This is a genomic window from Hymenobacter aranciens (assembly GCF_030580865.1).
GTDB classification, from domain to species: domain Bacteria; phylum Bacteroidota; class Bacteroidia; order Cytophagales; family Hymenobacteraceae; genus Hymenobacter; species Hymenobacter aranciens.
This window is the reverse complement of record NZ_JAUQSY010000001.1, coordinates 443,539-458,845: the sequence shown is the minus strand read 5'-3', so window position 1 is coordinate 458,845 and position 15,307 is coordinate 443,539. Positions and strand designations below refer to the sequence as shown.

Annotated in this window: 11 protein-coding genes and 1 pseudogene; 6 read left to right on the top strand and 6 right to left on the bottom strand. The window is 61.2% G+C overall.

Features of this window, described 5'->3' with window-relative positions:
* Positions 1-58: 58 nt before the first annotated feature.
* From Q5H93_RS01610 to Q5H93_RS01600, 3 genes are all read right to left on the bottom strand, one after another.
* Positions 59-1,846 carry a hypothetical protein gene (locus tag Q5H93_RS01610; RefSeq protein WP_305004723.1) on the bottom strand — a complete coding sequence of 596 codons (1,788 nt, stop codon included), beginning with the start codon at positions 1,844-1,846 and terminating at the stop codon, positions 59-61.
* A 188-nt stretch (positions 1,847-2,034) separates the two neighbouring features.
* Entirely contained in the window at positions 2,035-3,330 is a 1,296-nt protein-coding gene (gene chrA, locus Q5H93_RS01605; RefSeq protein WP_369810975.1) for a chromate efflux transporter, read from the bottom strand.
* Between the two features lie 79 nt (positions 3,331-3,409).
* Positions 3,410-4,387 (bottom strand): isopenicillin N synthase family dioxygenase, encoded by a 978-nt coding sequence (locus Q5H93_RS01600; protein ID WP_305004722.1) that lies wholly within the window; start codon positions 4,385-4,387, stop codon positions 3,410-3,412.
* 121 nt (positions 4,388-4,508) lie between these two features.
* Between Q5H93_RS01600 and Q5H93_RS01595 the strand changes: the two genes are divergently transcribed.
* From Q5H93_RS01595 to Q5H93_RS01585, 3 genes are all read left to right on the top strand, one after another.
* Positions 4,509-5,333 carry a hypothetical protein gene (locus Q5H93_RS01595; RefSeq protein WP_305004721.1) on the top strand — a complete coding sequence of 275 codons (825 nt, stop codon included), beginning with the start codon at positions 4,509-4,511 and terminating at the stop codon, positions 5,331-5,333.
* A 122-nt stretch (positions 5,334-5,455) separates the two neighbouring features.
* The gene (locus Q5H93_RS01590; RefSeq protein ID WP_305004720.1) at positions 5,456-6,769 is read left to right on the top strand and encodes an AAA family ATPase; all 1,314 of its coding nucleotides are present in this window, start codon (positions 5,456-5,458) and stop codon (positions 6,767-6,769) included.
* A gap of 4 nt (positions 6,770-6,773) precedes the next feature.
* Positions 6,774-7,811 carry a 5-methylcytosine restriction system specificity protein McrC gene (locus Q5H93_RS01585; protein WP_305004719.1) on the top strand — a complete coding sequence of 346 codons (1,038 nt, stop codon included), beginning with the start codon at positions 6,774-6,776 and terminating at the stop codon, positions 7,809-7,811.
* A gap of 225 nt (positions 7,812-8,036) precedes the next feature.
* Here the strand turns inward: Q5H93_RS01585 and Q5H93_RS01580 are convergent, their stop codons facing one another.
* Positions 8,037-8,261: a hypothetical protein gene (locus Q5H93_RS01580; protein ID WP_305004718.1), complete on the bottom strand. Its 225-nt coding sequence runs from the start codon at positions 8,259-8,261 to the stop codon at positions 8,037-8,039.
* 135 nt (positions 8,262-8,396) lie between these two features.
* On the opposite strand from Q5H93_RS01580, the gene Q5H93_RS01575 reads away from it, so the two are divergent.
* From Q5H93_RS01575 to Q5H93_RS01565, 3 genes and pseudogenes are all read left to right on the top strand, one after another.
* Complete coding sequence (locus tag Q5H93_RS01575) at positions 8,397-9,002, top strand: RNA polymerase sigma factor (protein WP_305004717.1); 606 nt, start codon at positions 8,397-8,399, stop codon at positions 9,000-9,002.
* A 20-nt stretch (positions 9,003-9,022) separates the two neighbouring features.
* The gene (locus tag Q5H93_RS01570) at positions 9,023-10,207 is read left to right on the top strand and encodes a trypsin-like peptidase domain-containing protein (RefSeq protein WP_305004716.1); all 1,185 of its coding nucleotides are present in this window, start codon (positions 9,023-9,025) and stop codon (positions 10,205-10,207) included.
* Positions 10,208-10,625: 418 nt separating this feature from the next.
* Positions 10,626-10,727, top strand: a pseudogene (locus tag Q5H93_RS01565) (YkvA family protein); the annotation flags it as partial.
* 488 nt (positions 10,728-11,215) lie between these two features.
* Here Q5H93_RS01565 and Q5H93_RS01560 read toward each other — a convergent pair.
* Both Q5H93_RS01560 and Q5H93_RS01555 read right to left on the bottom strand, forming a co-directional pair.
* On the bottom strand, positions 11,216-11,482 hold the full coding sequence (locus tag Q5H93_RS01560) for an acyl carrier protein (protein ID WP_305004715.1): 267 nt from the start codon (positions 11,480-11,482) through the stop codon (positions 11,216-11,218).
* Positions 11,483-11,614: 132 nt separating this feature from the next.
* On the bottom strand, positions 11,615-15,103 hold the full coding sequence (locus tag Q5H93_RS01555) for an efflux RND transporter permease subunit (protein WP_305004714.1): 3,489 nt from the start codon (positions 15,101-15,103) through the stop codon (positions 11,615-11,617).
* Positions 15,104-15,307: the final 204 nt, after the last annotated feature.

Below are 15,307 nucleotides of genomic sequence, written 5' to 3'. Positions count from 1 at the left end.
GAGGTGCTGCCGTGACGGGTTATGCGTCACGGCAGCACCTCATTACCTCATCAACCCGTTATTCCAGCGGCATCTGGCCGAACCACAAGGTTTTACCGGATTTGTTTTCGCCAAAGTACACCACTTGCTTGTTCTCGTCGCCCACGGGTAGCGTCGTGTACTTATTGCTCACGTAGTATTTGCCTTCCTTGGTCACACCAAAGGTTTTCTGCGCGCCGATGCTGGCATCGGCCAGGCTGATGCGCGTCACGCTGGGGTAGGAGATGGTTTCGCGCATAGTGGGCTCGAAGATGCCCCCCATCTTGCCATCCTCCGTCAGGCCATTCACCGTGCGCCAGCCGTCGATTTCCAATATGTTCCAGTACAGGCTCTTACCGTCCACCGACGGGTGAAAATACTGCGGATTGGGAGCCACGGAAGTAGTGGCGTTGTTCTCGGCGCGCCGCACGCCGTACTGCGCCCGCAGGTGGCCGGTTTTGTCGAAGTGAAATAGCAGGAGGTCGCCGTACACATGGTCGGGCTCCTTGTAGTTGCCGTCGCCGCCGGTCATTTTGTCCAAGAATTTGCTGTTGCCGGGGTTGCCGCCTTTCATCTTAAAATTCTGGCCGCCAATGAGCAGGTCGCCATTCGGAGCTTCCATCGACTGCCGCACGAAAAAGCGTTTGCCCGTGTAGTCGGGCGTGCGTTTCTGGCCGGCAGGCACTTTCTGCTTGTCCTCAAATTCCTTCAGGTCGGTCGTGGTAATCCAGGCTACCTGGCCGTTCATGATTTTACCAAGCTGGAAGTTCTTGGCTTTGAAGGACTCCTCAACCGTCATGCCGGGCTTGGCGTCGGGCAGGGCTTCGGCGTAGTGCTTCTTGGTGTCGTCGTTGGCCGGGCCGTAGGCCAGCACGCCGCCGTCGTTCATCGGGATAAATCCGCTGACCAGCCAGGCACTTACCGGCGAGTCGACGCGAATTTTCTCCTTCACCTGGCCGGTGGCGCTCACCCGCAGGTACTGGTATTCGGTGGTGGGGTGTTTGTCTTTGGTGGCGCCGGCGCCTTTGGTGTAGGCCAGCATAATGGCCACGTCGCGGGCGGGCAGCTGGCTGTCGTCGGCTTCCTCGTCCTGGTCGAGGCCGATGGGCGCCATCTGCACGAAGGTCTGGGCCACGTCGGTATCGAGGTACACGTCGCTGGTCAACTCGGCTTTATCGTTGAAATACAGCAGGTGATAGCCGACTTTCATGGCTTTCATGTTGCTGAGCTTCATGTTTTCCTGCACCAGGGCCAGGGTGCCGCCATTGGCATCATCATCGACGTGGTCGATGAGGCGGTAGCCAGCGCCGCTCTCGGCCTTGGGCTTTTCGGTGTGCAGCAGCTTCACTTTCTTGCGGTAGCCGCCGCCCAGCCAGCTCCACTTGTAGTCGGTGCGGCGGTGGCGGATGAGCAGCGTGCCGGCCGGGTTCTTAAAAGCCTCAAGGGCGCCCATCATCCCGACCACGCCCGCGCCCGTTGCCGGGGCACTGGTTTCCAGCGTCACCGAGTTTTTGCTGAAATTCTCGCCCCGGTAGCCTTTCACTTTCTCCACCGGAATCGAGTTTTCATCCACTCCCAGCAGATTATACTTCGTATCAAAGTGGTAAGTCTGGGTAGCCACTTGCTTGTCAGTCGACTTGGTGCAGAACAGCAAGTCAATCTTACCTGCTTTGTTGTCCACGGTCACGTCGGACAGGTAGCCGCGCTTGGCTTTGCCCGATACGTCGCAGAATTTCTCGGCATCGAGCCGCTGCGCCAGCAGCGACGACGGCAACAGGATGGCAGCTAACATGCTGGCCGATAACCAGGGGAAGGCGTAATTTTTCATGGGGCGAGCTTGGAAAGAGGAGGTGAAATCCGAGGTGGTTTGATGACCACAAAGGAATACCTCACCCCTACCGCTCGTCAATCCGTGCTACCGTGCATTTTACTATCCGGGCTGGCACGGATGAATTTCAATGAGCAATGAGCAATTACGGCCGACTAATTGTTAATTGCTCATTGTTAATTGAAAATCTACCCCACCACCGCCCCCGCCACCAGCGCCGTCAGCACGATGGCGGCCGAGGGCACTTTGTCCCACAGCAGCAGCAGGAAAGTCAGCCCTACCAGCAAGGGGTTCAGCGGAATGCTGTCGATAGGGCCGGCCTTGAAGGGCAGGGCCAGCAGCCGGTACGGCAGCGGGTGGTAGAGCAGTGCCGCTGCCGCGCACACCAGTCCGGCGCTCACGGCATTCACGCCTTCCAGCGAGGCCTGCACCACGCGGTATTGCCGCAGCCGGTCCCAGAAACGGATAGCAAAGAAAATCAGGAAAGTACCCGGCAGAAAAATAGCCGTGGTGCCCACCACCGCGCCCAGCAGCTGCCCGGCGGTGCCGCCGCCCTGCGGCCGCATCGCCAGCGCGCCGATGTAAGCCGCCAGCGAGAAATTAGGCCCCGGCACTGCCTGCACCAGCCCCAGGCCCGACAGAAACTCCGGCCCCGTCAGGTACTGCTTAAATTCCACGAATTCAGCATACAGCAGCGGCGCCAGCACCTGCCCACCACCAAACACGAGGGAGCCGTTGCGGTAGAAATTCTCGAACAGCCGCACCGGCAGCAGCTGCGTGTAGGAGCCCAGCACGGCCGCCCCAATCAGAATGCCCAGCCACAGCACAAAATTGGCCCACTCAATGCGAACCGGCTGCTTATTCTCGATGATGGCGTGGCGGCGGTAGCGCACCGTGGTAATGGCCCCGCCCGCCACCAGCAGCACCGGCAACACCCACGGCAGCTGAAAGAAGTACGCCACCATGGCCGAGGCTACCGTCAGCCCCACGGCCGTTTTGGTGCGAATGACTTTCTCCGAAATCTTGTAGGCCGAAAACGCCACGAAGCCCACCGCCACCGGCTGCACAAACTGCACCAGGTGCTGCATGTGCACCGGGTTGAGGTAGCTGAGGGTGAGGGCCGCCACGGTCATCAGCGTGACGGCCGGCGCGGCCCACACGATGAGCGTGAGGTAGGCCAGATTGGGCCCGCCGAGGCGGTAGCCTATCACGGTGATGGTCTGGGTAGAAGTAGGGCCCGGCAGCAGCGCGCACAGCGCCTGCAGCTCCAGTAGCTCGTTGGCCGAGATGTAGCGGCGCTTTTCCACCAGCAGGCGCAGCATCATGGCCACGTGGGCCTGCGGGCCGCCGAAAGCCGTGAAGGCCAGCACCGCCACGTCGCGCAGAAATATCAGGCTCCGCACCTGCCGCGTGCGCTCGCCTTTGCGCCGCTTGGGGGGCGGCGGGGCCAGTTGCGGGGTGGGTGGGATGGTGGAGGGCTGCACGGGGAACAAAAAAGCACGCCGCCCAGGCCTTGGCGCTGGACGACGTGCTAAGATAAGCGCAATGAGCGGCTTGGAGAAATTATTTTTTCTTCAGGCCCAGCTCAATCAGTCGCTCGTTGAGGAATTCGCCGGCCGTGATGTCGGCTTCTTTTTTGGGGTTGTCGGGCGTCACGCAGTGTTCCAGGGCCGCCAGGCTCATTTCGGAGCGCGGGTGCATGAAGAACGGGATGCTGTAGCGCGAGGTATTCATTTTCTCGCGCGGCGGGTTTACCACGCGGTGGATGGTGCTCTTGAGCACGCCGTTGGTGAGGCGCTGCAGCATGTCGCCCACGTTCACCACAATCTGGTCGGGCAGGGCGGTGATGGGAATCCACTTGCCATCGCGGCGCTTCACCTGCAGGCCGTCGGCGCTGGCGCCCATCAGCAAGGTAATGAGGTTGATGTCGCCGTGCTCGGCGGCGCGCACGGCGTCGGAGGGCACCGCGTCGGGGTCTTCGATGGGGAAGTAGTGAATGGGGCGCAGAATGCTGTTGCCGGCCTTCACTTTGGCGTCGAAATAGTTTTCGGGCAGCTGCAGGTACAGCGCGATGGCGCGGAGCACGTCCTGCCCGGCTGCTTCGAGGGTGCGGTAGGCCGTGAAAGTGCTTTTCTGGAAGCTGGGCACCTCGGCGGGCCAGATGTTGGCGGGGTAGTCATTTTTCACCGGGTCGGTGTCATCTTCGACCTCCTGCCCCACGTGAAAAAATTCTTTCAGGTCGCCGGTGTTGCGGCCTTTGGCGTGCTCCTTGCCCTTACTGATGTAGCCGCGCTGGCCAGCCAGCTCGGGGTTTTCGTAGCGCTGCTTAGCCGCGTCGGGCAGCTGAAAAAAGGCCTGAACATCAGCGTAGAGCTGCTTGGTTTGCTCGTCGCTAAGGCCGTGGTTTTTGAGGGCTACGAAGCCGATATTCTGGTAGGCTTCGCCCAGCTCCTGCACGAATTTGGCTTTGCGGGCAGGGTCGCCGGAGCGGAAGTCGGCGAGGTCGAGGGAGGGGATTTGTTCCAGGAGCTTGTCTTCCATACGAAATTTTACGGTTTACTTTGGGTGCGGGTGTGTGCCGTGGCGGGAATAGTGCAAGTTAGGCAAAACCCCGCATCGGCCACATTCGTGCCCCGTATTTTCTCCCCCGTTACCTTATTTTATGCAACAAACTACCTGTTTACTGGGCAGTATCGCTTTGGCGATGGCCGTGCTGACCAGTTGTGAATCGAGTCGCCCGCCCGCCGACAGCCCGGGCTCCGGCGTCAACATCATGGGCAACAGCATCGAGAAGAATGGCATTCGCCTGATTCCGTTCGATGATTCGCCCAAGTTTGCCGACGCCCGGCTTCAGCTGAAATCGCCGGCCCCCAATGCCACCGTGCCCAGCGGCGAAGTGAAGTTTGAATATGCCCTGAGCAATTTCAAGCTCACCGACATGACCGGCGGCCGCCACGATGAGCAGCTGGCCCGCTCGATGAAGGGCCAGCACATTCACAACATCGTTGACAACCAGCCCTACACCGCGCACTACGAAACCACCTTCACCAAACCCCTGCCCGACGGCCCCCACGTGGTACTCTCGTTTCTGTCGCGCTCCTACCACGAAAGCCTCAAGCAGCCCGGCGCTTACGACCTGCGCGTTATTAACGTAGGCCCTGCGTCCGCCGCCGCGCCACCCATCGACATTAAGCAGCCCACGCTGTTCTACAGCCGCCCCAAAGACGAGTACATCGGTGATGATGCCAAGCGCATTATGCTCGATTTTTACCTTGCTAACACTACCCTCGACCCCGACGGCAACAAGGTGCGGGCTACCATCAACGGCACCGAGTTTATGCTCGACAAGTGGCTGCCGTACCAAATGGAAGGCCTGCCTACCGGCGAAAACACCATCAAGCTGGAGCTGGTAGATGCGGATGGCAAGCTGCTGCCGGGCGCTTATAACTCCGTCACGCGCACGTTCGTCGTCACGCCGCAGCAATAGTTTTTTGCTGCAACCGGCCGAAAAGGGAGCGGTAAGAAGTAAAAAGTCGTTTCTAATCAGACCACGGCTCTTTACTCCTTACCGCTCCCTTTTCTTTGTCGCCCAGTTCTGCTCTGCCACTCATGCCCGCCATTCCTCCCGATGCTTCTGCTGCTCCGGCGCCGCTGCTCACCCGCGAGCAGGTGTTGCGTGCGCTACGCCGCGTAGAGCGAGAGCACCTGCCGCTGCCGCCCAGCACGGTGTACGAGCTGGTGTACCGCGGCCGGCGCTACCCCCCGCGCCCGCTGGCCGAGCTGGCCTACCGCCTCGCCACCCGCAACCCGGAGGCCCGTTGGCCGCTCTCCGCCGGCGCCCCCACCAACGCCATATTCGAGCGCCTCGACTTCACCATTAGCACCAAGCGCCCCGTGCTGGCTCCCGGCTCGGCCCACGATGCCGAGGAAAGCGCCCAGCAGCAGGCCGAGGAACTGTACACGGGTTTGCCAGAAATGACGGCCACTCCGCTGACCAGGCCGACTCCGGCCGCGCCCGTCGTAGCCGAGCCTGCCGTGGCCTACACGCCCGCGCCATACTCCCGCGCCGAGGCGCTGGCCGAGCTGTTTATCTCGGAAACCGAGCTGGATGCCGCGCTATCCGGCCTGCACCGGCGCCGCAACCTGCTGCTGCAGGGCCCGCCCGGCACCGGCAAAACCTTCCTGGCCCGGCGGCTGGCCTGGCTGCTGCTGGGTGCCCGCGACGAGCACCGTATCGAGCTCGTGCAGTTTCACCCCAGCTACGGCTACGAGGATTTTATCCTCGGCTTCCGGCCCAATGCCGAAGGGCAGTTTCACCTCGTGCCCGGCGTGCTGCCGCTGCTCTGCCAGCGCGCCGCCGCCGACCCCGAGCGGTCTTATTTTCTGCTGATTGACGAAGTCAATCGGGGCAACGTCCCGCGCATTTTTGGCGAGTTGCTGTTGCTGCTCGAAGCCGATAAGCGGGGTCCCGCCCACGCCCTGCGCCTGCCCTACGCGCCGCCCGAGGCCCCGCGCTTTTTAGTGCCCGAAAACCTGTACGTCATCGGCACGCTCAACCTGGCCGACCGCTCCCTCACGGTGCTCGATTACGCCCTGCGCCGCCGCTTTGCCTTCGTGGAGCTGCGCCCGCAGTTTGGTGAAACTCTACGTGAGTTTCTGACGGCGCGGCAGGTGCCCCCGGAGCTGGCTGCCAAACTCTGCGCGCGCCTGAACGCTCTCAACCAAACCATTGCCGACGACCCCGAACTGGGGCCCGACTTCGCCATCGGCCACAGCTACTTTTGCCAGCCGCCCGCCAACCCGGCCGAAGCCGAAATCTGGTACCAGCAGATTGTGGAGCAGGAAATTGGCCCGCTGCTGGCCGACTACTGGCGCGAGCAGCCCGCCACGGCCGCCGCCCAGCTTAAAAAGCTGCTGGTCTGAGCGTATGATTCCCCTCGCCACCCTCTACTACTTCCTCTGCTACGCCTGGAACCGCCTGCCCGAGCCCGCCCTGCTCCGCGCCACCGAAGCCCAAAGCTTCCACCGCCCGCTGGAGCTGCTGGCCCAGGTGCTGCTGCACGCCACGCGCCGCCTGTTGCGCACCGGCCTGCCCCAGGCCTACGTGACCCGCGAAGAAGTGCTGGGCAGCCTGCGCGGCCGCATCGAGCTGACGCCCTCGCTGGCGCAGGGCCTGCTGCCGCAGGGCCGCGCCGTTTGCTCGTTTGATGAACTGAGCCCCGATAGGCCACTGCACCGCCTGCTGGCCGATACGCTGGCGGCCCTGGCACGAGCCAGCACCCTGCCGCTGGCCGTGCGGCGCGAGCTGAGTCAGCTGCGCCATCGCCTGCCCATTGCGGCCGAGGCCAGCCGGCCCGCTCCTACTGCTGCCACCTTCCGCGAGCTGCGCCGCCAGCGCCCGGCGGGCGAAGAAGCCTTTTTACTGCACATCTGCGAGCTGATTTGGCTCATGGCCTTGCCCACGCCCACCGCCCGGGGCCGCAGTCGCTTCGTCGATTTTCGGCGTGATGAAACCTTGATGGCGCGCATTTTCGAGCAGTTCGTGCGCAATTTCTTCCGCCGCGAGCAGCGCCGCTACCGCGTTTTCACCGAAACCATTGCCTGGCAGGCCGAAGCCACGCAGCCCGACGACCTCGCCCTGCTGCCCACCATGCTCACCGACACCACGCTGGAGGCCGCCGACCGCAAAATCATCCTCGACACCAAATACTACGCCGCCGCCCTGCGCCCGCGCTACGACCGACAGCGCCTCATCGCGCCCCACCTCTACCAGCTCTACGCCTACCTGCAAAACCAACAAAGCCAGCCTGAACAGGCGCTGGAAGGCATTTTGCTCTATCCCGCCGCCGCCCAGTCCGTCGATTTGCGCTATACGCTGGGCGTCCACCCGGTGCGCGTCGTCACGCTCGATTTGCAGCAGCCCTGGCCCGGCATTGCGGCGGCGCTGCTGGCGTTGATAGAGTAACGGTTATGCCTCGCGCCGTCTGTCATGCTGACGAAGAAAGCATCTTATCAGGGCCGAACGAGGCAGTAAAATCCCCTCTGGCGTGAGAGGATGCTTCCTTCGTCAGCATGACGGATACGGGGCATGACTGGCAACAAAAAAACCGCCCGAACTTCCTCTCGAGGAAATCCGGGCGGTTAAGCAACTGGTGCTTAGAGGAACGGCTGGCTCGCGGCCAGCGCGTCACTACTGGGCAGGAGCAGTCGTGGTAGTGGTGGTGGTGCTAACCGTGGTGTCAGCAGCAGGAGCAGCAGCAGCGGGAGCAGCCATCGTGGTGTCAGCAACAACCGTGGTTTCGGTGGTGGCGGGAGCGGTTTCCACGGTCGTCGACTCGGTGGTTTTCGACTCGCACGAGGTCAGACCAGCGGTGATAGCGAAAGCGAGGGCGGCGGCTTTGAACAGGTTGTTCATTTTAGGGGTAAGTTTGAAAAAGGGTTTAACTAAAAAGCGCCCTTTATCCCGGGTTTCGTAAAAGGTAACCCGGCGGGAAAAAAATATTTTTTGCGGGTTACTTCCGCCCTCCACGAGTATTAACACACAAAGTGAATGAGCAAGGGCAACCTTTCTTCTTCTGGGACTACCGATGAGCAGCTCATCGCGGCCATCCGGCGCGGCGACGAGCGGGCGCTCAGCCAGCTCTACCGCATGCACTGGCCCATGGTGTCGCACTTCGTGCTGCAAAACAGCGGCACCGACGACGACGCCCAGGACGTGTACCAGGAAGGCGTAATGGTGTTTTATGAAAAGGTGCGCGACAACTCTTTAGAGCTAAGCTGCCAGATTAAAACCTACCTCTACGCCGTCTGCCGCCGGCTGTGGCTCAAGCGCCTCACCAGTAAAAGCCGCTTCGGCGTGCGCTTGCTCGACGACGAGGAGCACGGCCCCTACCTCCACACCGGCGCCGAGGACGACCTCCTTGCCGCCGAGGAGCAGGACCGCCGCTTCGCAACCATGAGCGAGGCCCTGAACCACCTGGGCGAGCCCTGTCGTTCACTTTTAGAAGGCTTTTACCTGCTCGATAAGTCGATGCAGGATTTGACGGCAGAATTCGGCTACACCAACGCCGACAATGCCAAGAACCAGAAATACAAGTGCCTGGTGCGTTTAAAGAAACTGTTTTTCGCCCACTATAAAGAAGAACAGGCCCGCTAAGCGCCCCGAGGTTTTCCGCTATGATGACTGAAGCTGATTACTACGCTCTATTTGAAGCCTACGACCGGGGCGAGCTGGCCGCGCCCGCCCGGGCCGACCTGGAGGCGCGCCTAGCCGCCGACCCGGCCCTGGCCCTGCGCTACGCCGACTTCGCTGAGCTCACCGGCACTCTGCAGGCCCAAAGCCGCCGCCGTGCCCTGCGCCAGCAGCTGCGCAGCATCCACGCCGACATGACCAAGGACCAGACCAGCCTCAAGGCCGACGTGGACGCGGTGAAAGCCGAAACCTCAGCGCCCGCGCCCATGCTGCGCATTTCGCGCACCGAGCGCCGCCTGCGTGAGTTCTGGAGCGGCTACCGTGCCACGGTGGGCGTGGCCGCCTCGGTGGCCGTGATGGCCGTATTTGCCACCCTGCTGGGTTTGGAAATGTGGCGCAACTCGAAGGTGCAGGTGCCCGCTTCGTACCAGTGGATGCGCCGCGAAATCAACAGCCTCAAGCAAAACCAACGCGCCCTCAACCGCACTATCAAGCGCATTGACGGGACCAGCGCCCTGCCGACGCCGCCCGTCAACAACGGCAAATTCGGCGGTACGGGCTTTGCCCTGACTTCGGAAGGCTACTTGGTGACGAGCTACCACGTTATCCGCGGGGCCGATTCGCTGCTCATCGAGGGCCGCGACCGCCAGCGCTATCACGCCGAAACAGTGTACTCGGACAAAGCGCACGACCTGGCCATTCTGCGAATTATCGATAAGAAATTCAACGGCTTCGGCCGCCTGCCCTACACCTTCAAATCGGGTCAGGCAGACCTGGGCGAGCGGGTGTTTACGCTGGGCTACCCGCGCGAAGACGTGGTGTATGGCGAAGGCTCGCTGAGCGCCCGCTCCGGTTTCGAGGGCGACACGGCAGCTTACCAAATCAGCATCCCGGTGAACCCCGGCAACTCGGGCGGCCCGCTGCTCGATGGGCAGGGCAACCTGATTGGCGTCATCAGCGCCCGGCAGAACGATTTGGAAAGCGCCGCTTTCGCCACCAAGTCGTCGTACCTGGTGAAGCTCGTGGATTCGCTGCGTAATACCCAGCCCGCCACGCCCTACCACCTGCCCAAAACCAACCAGCTGACCGGCGCCGCCCGCCCGCAGCAGCTGAAAAAGCTGCAGGATTACGTGTTCGTCGTGAAAGTCTTCGCCAAGGCTTCCGAATAAAACTTCTCCTTCCTGGTTTCCAATTGATAAAAAGCCCGTTTCATTCCTGGAACGGGCTTTTTGCTGACAACTTTACCCGCCGCAAATCAGTATCAGGCTTGCGGCTCGTGGTAATTACGCCCGCGTTTTATTTTCAACTGCAAAAACCAACCATCCCGTGGCCCAGTACCAACAGACTCCGCCCACCGGCGACGACGTAGCCGGCTCTACCATTTTTAAGAAATTCCTCGGCAAGGCCGAGGGCTACATTAAGCAGCCTACCCGCCTGAAGGAGCTACTGACCGACGCCTACAAAAAAGCCAGCGAGAAAAACGAAGTCGGCACTCTTGCGCAGGAGGCCTGGGAAACTCTGCAAACGCTGTTCCGGCTCATCAAAGCTGCCGTGTCGGGCGAGTACACGGGTGTGCCTACGCCTACCATAATGGCGGCCGTAGCCGTACTCATTTACTTTCTGAGCCCGATTGACCTCATTCCCGATTTCATCCCCGTGCTGGGCCTGCTCGATGACGTGGCCCTCGTAGCCTGGTTCTCGACGACGCTGAAAACCGAGCTCGACAAATTTCACGAGTGGGAGCTGACGCGCCCGCAGCTGGCCGAAGCCGCGCCCGCCGCTAAATCGGAGGCCACGGCCGAAGAAGCCGCCCAACCTACGCACTACAGCGCCGCCGCCCGCCACGGCCACGCGGCAGCCGCCGAAGCCGCCCTAAAGGATATCAGCACTCCGGCCGCTGCCGAAGCCAAGCCGGCCGCTCCTATCGCCGCTGAAGCGGCTTCAGGCTCGGATGAATTGAAGCGCTCGAATGAATCGGCCAAAAACGCCGGTACGCAGCCTTCTTCCGATGTGAAGCCGGATGCAACGGCCCTCACCACCGACAGCAGCCGCGAGCCCAACACGGGTGCCGTCGATACCGGCGGCAACGTGCGTTAAGCCAAACGCCGATAACACAAAAAGCCCCCGCAATCGGAATTGCGGGGGCTTTTTATTGGAAAATGGACGGAAAAAGCCGCCTACGCAGCGGCGGCGTGGTCGCGCACGTAGCGCACGAAGTCGCCCACGGTATTCAGGGGCACTTCGTCGGGAATGGTGATATGGAACTGGTTTTCCAGAGCCAGGATGATGTCCACTACGTCGAGGGTTTCGAAGCGCAGGTCGCGGGCGAGGCTGGCGGTTTTGCGAACGCGGCTGGCCCGGATGGCCTTGCGCTTGCTGATGATGCGGAAAACTTGTTGCTCGATAGTGGGCGCGTGGTGGGCCGTAGTAGTGGATACGTACATGATAGCAGGCGAAAAAAGGGTAATTATTTAACTGACGGAAAACGGTGAAGTGAGGAAAAAATTGCTGGCCGCCCGCTCCGCTTCTTCAACCTTTTCGGAGCGGGCAACCAACAACTTAGCAGTGCCGGCTGGCTATGCCAGCACCGGCGGCGTAGCCGCATTCACTTCTTCAGAGTCCACTTCTTTCGAAACGGTTGCAACGTGGTCGGGATTTTTTCCGAAAATTTTTCCTTTGAGCGTTTCGCTCAGCAGGTACATCACCGGCACCACCAGCAGGGTGATGGCCGTAGCGAATACCAGACCGAAGATGATGGTCCAGGCCAGGGGGCCCCAGAACGTGACCGACTCGCCGCCGATGAAGAAGTGGGCGTTGCCGGAGGCGAAGAGCTCATAGAAGTCGATGTTCAGGCCGATGGCCAGCGGGATGAGGCCCAGCGTGGCAGCGGTGGCCGTCAGGATTACCGGGTTGAGGCGGGTGCGGCCGGCCAGCACGATGGCCTCGCGCAGCGGCATGCCCTGGGCACGAAGGATATCGGTGAATTCGACCAGCAGGATGCCGTTTTTCACCACGATGCCGGCGAGGGCGATGATGCCGACGCCCGTCATCACGATGCTGATGTTCATGCCGGTGATGGCGAGGCCCCAGAACACGCCGGCGATGGAGAACAGCACCTCGGATAGGATGATGATGGGCTTGCTGAGCGAGTTGAACTGCGCCACCAGGATGAGGAAGATGAGGGCCAGAGCACCGAGGCCGGCCATCGGCAGGAAGTCGGTGGTTTCCTTCTGGTCTTCTTCGGCGCCGCCCATCTTGATGGTGTAGCCGTTTGGCACGGGGTAGGCTTTGAGGGCCTGCTTGACCTGGGCAGCTACGTCGGGGCCGGTGAAGCCGTTGAGCACGTTCGAGCTGATGGTAATCACGCGCTTGGTGTCCTTGCGCTTGATGCCGCCGTAGGTAGAGCCGTAGCTCACATCAGCAATGGCGGAAATCGGCACCTGACGCACGGCGCCGGTGGCGTCGCGGAAGGTGAGCGGAGCGTTGACGATGGCGTCCACGTCGGAGCGGTAGGGCTGGGCGTAGCGCACCTGGATGGGATACTCGTCGTCGGGGGTCTTGAATTTGCTGGCCTCCGAGCCGTAGATGGCGGTGCGCACTTCGAGGCCAATCTGGCCGGTGCTGATGCCTTCGCGGTTGGCCCGTACACGGTCGATGTTGACGGCGATTTCGGGGTTGCGGTCTTCGAGGTTCGAGCGCAGGTCTTCGATGCCGCCGATGTGCAGCGAATCGACGTAGCGCTCTACGTTTTTGGAGAGCTTGGCCAGGGCGGGGTAGTCGTCGCCGATTACCTCGATGGCGATGGGCTTCTGCTGGGGCGGGCCGCTGGCCTCTTGGTCTACCGATACTTCGGCGCCGGGGATGCCTTTCACTACCTCGCGGATTTTATCCATGTAGGTGCTGGTGGCGGGGCCGGTGCGGTCGCTGAGCTCCTTGAAGGCCACGCCCACCTTGCCCATGTGCGACTGCGACACGCCCGAAGCCGTAGCCTCCGAAGGGTCGCCGGCACCAATGGCCACGTTGGTAATCACCGATTCCACGTCGGGGTTCTTCTCGCCGATGACGCCGTAGATGCGCTTTTCGAGCACTTTGGTGATAGAGTCCGTCACTTCCACGCGGGTGCCGACGGGCATGCGCAGGTAGGTGTAGATGAACTTGGGGTCGCCTTTGGGGAAGAAGTCCACTTTGGGGCTGCGGGCACCTACAGCGAAGAACGAGCCGATGAAGATGACGAACACGCCAATCATCACCAAGGCGGGGTGGCTGATGGCCCAGCGTACCAGGTTGGCGTAGCCGTTCTGGAAGCGGGGCAGGGCGCGGGTCTGGAACCAGGCAATCATTTTCACAAGCAAGAACTTGTCGAGCAGGATGAAGCCGGCCAGGGCCAGGCAGACGTTGCCGAGGAAGTGGCCCATCAGGCCGCTCACTTCGCCTTCGGGTGATACGTCGTGCGTGCCGCCCAGGGCCATTACGTTAAATAAAACACCCAATACCACCAGCACGCCCACGGCGATGAGCAGGCCGCGCGAGAACTTCGGCTTGCCGTGCAGGTCTTCCTCAAAATGCTCCTCGCGCTCCATGAAGCTCACGGCAAACACCGGGTTCATGATAAAGGCTACGACCAGCGACGACATCAGGGTGATGATGAGCGTGACGGGCAGGTAGTACATGAACGAGCCCACGATGCCGGGCCAGAACAGCAGGGGCACGAACGGGGCCACCGTGGTCAGAGTGCCGGCCAGTACGGGCACGAATACTTCGCCCGCCGCGAACTTGGCGGCTTTCTCGGTGCTCAGGTTGGGGTGCTCGTGCAGAAGGCGGTGAGTGTTTTCGATGACCACAATGGCATCGTCCACCACAATACCCAGCGCCAGCAGGAAGGCGAAGAGCACAATCATGTTGAGCGAGAAATCGAAGCCCGGTATGATGAGGAAGGCTAGGAACATCGAAATCGGCACCGAGAGGCCCACGAACATGGCGTTGGTAGTGCCCATGAAGAACATCAGGATGAACGTCACGAGCAAAAAGCCAATAACGATGGTGTTGATGAGGTCATGGAGCGTAACGCGGGTATCGTTGGAAGTATCACCGGTGATGGTGATGTTCAACTCCTTCGGCAGGGTCTTCTCCGATTCTTTCACCAGGGCCTTAATTTTATCGGAGGCGTCGATGAGGTTTTCGCCCTGGCGCTTCACCACGTTGAGGGTGATGGCGGGCTTGCCGTCGAGGCGGGCGAAGCTTTCGCGGTCCTTGAAGCCGTCGGCCACGGTGGCGATGTCGCCGAGGCGCACGGCGGCGCCGTTGAGGTTCTTCACCTGGATGTCGGCAATGTCGGCGGCGCGCACGTACTGACCGGCCACGCGCACGGCGCGTTTCTGCTGCCCCACGTCGATGGAGCCGCCCGACACGGTGAGGTTTTCGCCGCCGATGGCGCGGGTGATGTCGGAGAAGCCGAGGCGCGAGGCGCGGAGCTTGTTCAGGTCCACGTCCACGTTCACTTGCTGGTCGAGGGCGCCGATGATATCCACGCGGGTGATTTCGGGCAGGGCCTCAATCTTGTCCTGGAAGTCGTCGGCGTACTTCTTGAGCTGCACGGCGGGCAGGTTGCCGCTCAGGTTGACGTACATGATGGGCTGCTCGGAGATGTTAATCTCCTTCACCGTGGGGGCGGTGGGCAGGTCGTTGGGCAGCTCGGTGGCCGCCTTGTCCACGGCGTCCTTAATGAGCTGCTTGGCGTACTGCACGTCCACGCCGGAGTTAAACTCCACGTCCACGATGCAATAGTCCTGGTTCGAGGTGGAGTTGATTTTCTTCACCCCGTTCACGCCCTTGATTTCTTTCTCCAATTGGCGCGTCACCAGGTTTTCGATGTCAGCCGGCGAGGTACCGGGGTACACCGTGGCCACGATGATGCGGGGAATGACGATGTCGGGGAATTTCTCTTTGCCCAGCTTGATGTAGGCAAAAATCCCCGCCACGCACAGCAGCACCGTGATGATGTAAATGCTGGTTTTGTTATTAATGGACCAACTCGTAGGTCCAAATTCTTTTTCTAAGTCCTGCATATTGGGTATTGCTAAGGAAACTATCTACAAAAGGGAAGCAGCGGCGGCAAAACCGGGCCCGACGTTGGTAAAGTCGGACTTGATTCTGGCAACATTGGAGTCAACTTTGATAAAGTCGGCCTCGGTTTTAGCATTATCGGATTCAACTTTGGCAAAATCGGGTTCGATAATGGCAATGTTGGGTTCAACTTTGCCAAAGTCGGG

Excerpts from the sequence above, each read along its gene's own strand:
- Q5H93_RS01585 (WP_305004719.1), top strand. The coding sequence starts at position 6,774 with ATGATTCCCCTCGCCACCCTCTACTACTTCCTCTGCTACGCCTGGAAC.
- Q5H93_RS01575 (WP_305004717.1), top strand. The coding sequence starts at position 8,397 with ATGAGCAAGGGCAACCTTTCTTCTTCTGGGACTACCGATGAGCAGCTC.
- Q5H93_RS01610 (WP_305004723.1), bottom strand. The coding sequence starts at position 1,846 with ATGAAAAATTACGCCTTCCCCTGGTTATCGGCCAGCATGTTAGCTGCC.
- Q5H93_RS01600 (WP_305004722.1), bottom strand. The coding sequence starts at position 4,387 with ATGGAAGACAAGCTCCTGGAACAAATCCCCTCCCTCGACCTCGCCGAC.
- Q5H93_RS01570 (WP_305004716.1), top strand. The coding sequence starts at position 9,023 with ATGATGACTGAAGCTGATTACTACGCTCTATTTGAAGCCTACGACCGG.
- Q5H93_RS01580 (WP_305004718.1), bottom strand. The coding sequence starts at position 8,261 with ATGAACAACCTGTTCAAAGCCGCCGCCCTCGCTTTCGCTATCACCGCT.
- Q5H93_RS01595 (WP_305004721.1), top strand. The coding sequence starts at position 4,509 with ATGCAACAAACTACCTGTTTACTGGGCAGTATCGCTTTGGCGATGGCC.
- Q5H93_RS01590 (WP_305004720.1), top strand. The coding sequence starts at position 5,456 with ATGCCCGCCATTCCTCCCGATGCTTCTGCTGCTCCGGCGCCGCTGCTC.
- Q5H93_RS01560 (WP_305004715.1), bottom strand. The coding sequence starts at position 11,482 with ATGTACGTATCCACTACTACGGCCCACCACGCGCCCACTATCGAGCAA.
- Q5H93_RS01555 (WP_305004714.1), bottom strand. The coding sequence starts at position 15,103 with ATGCAGGACTTAGAAAAAGAATTTGGACCTACGAGTTGGTCCATTAAT.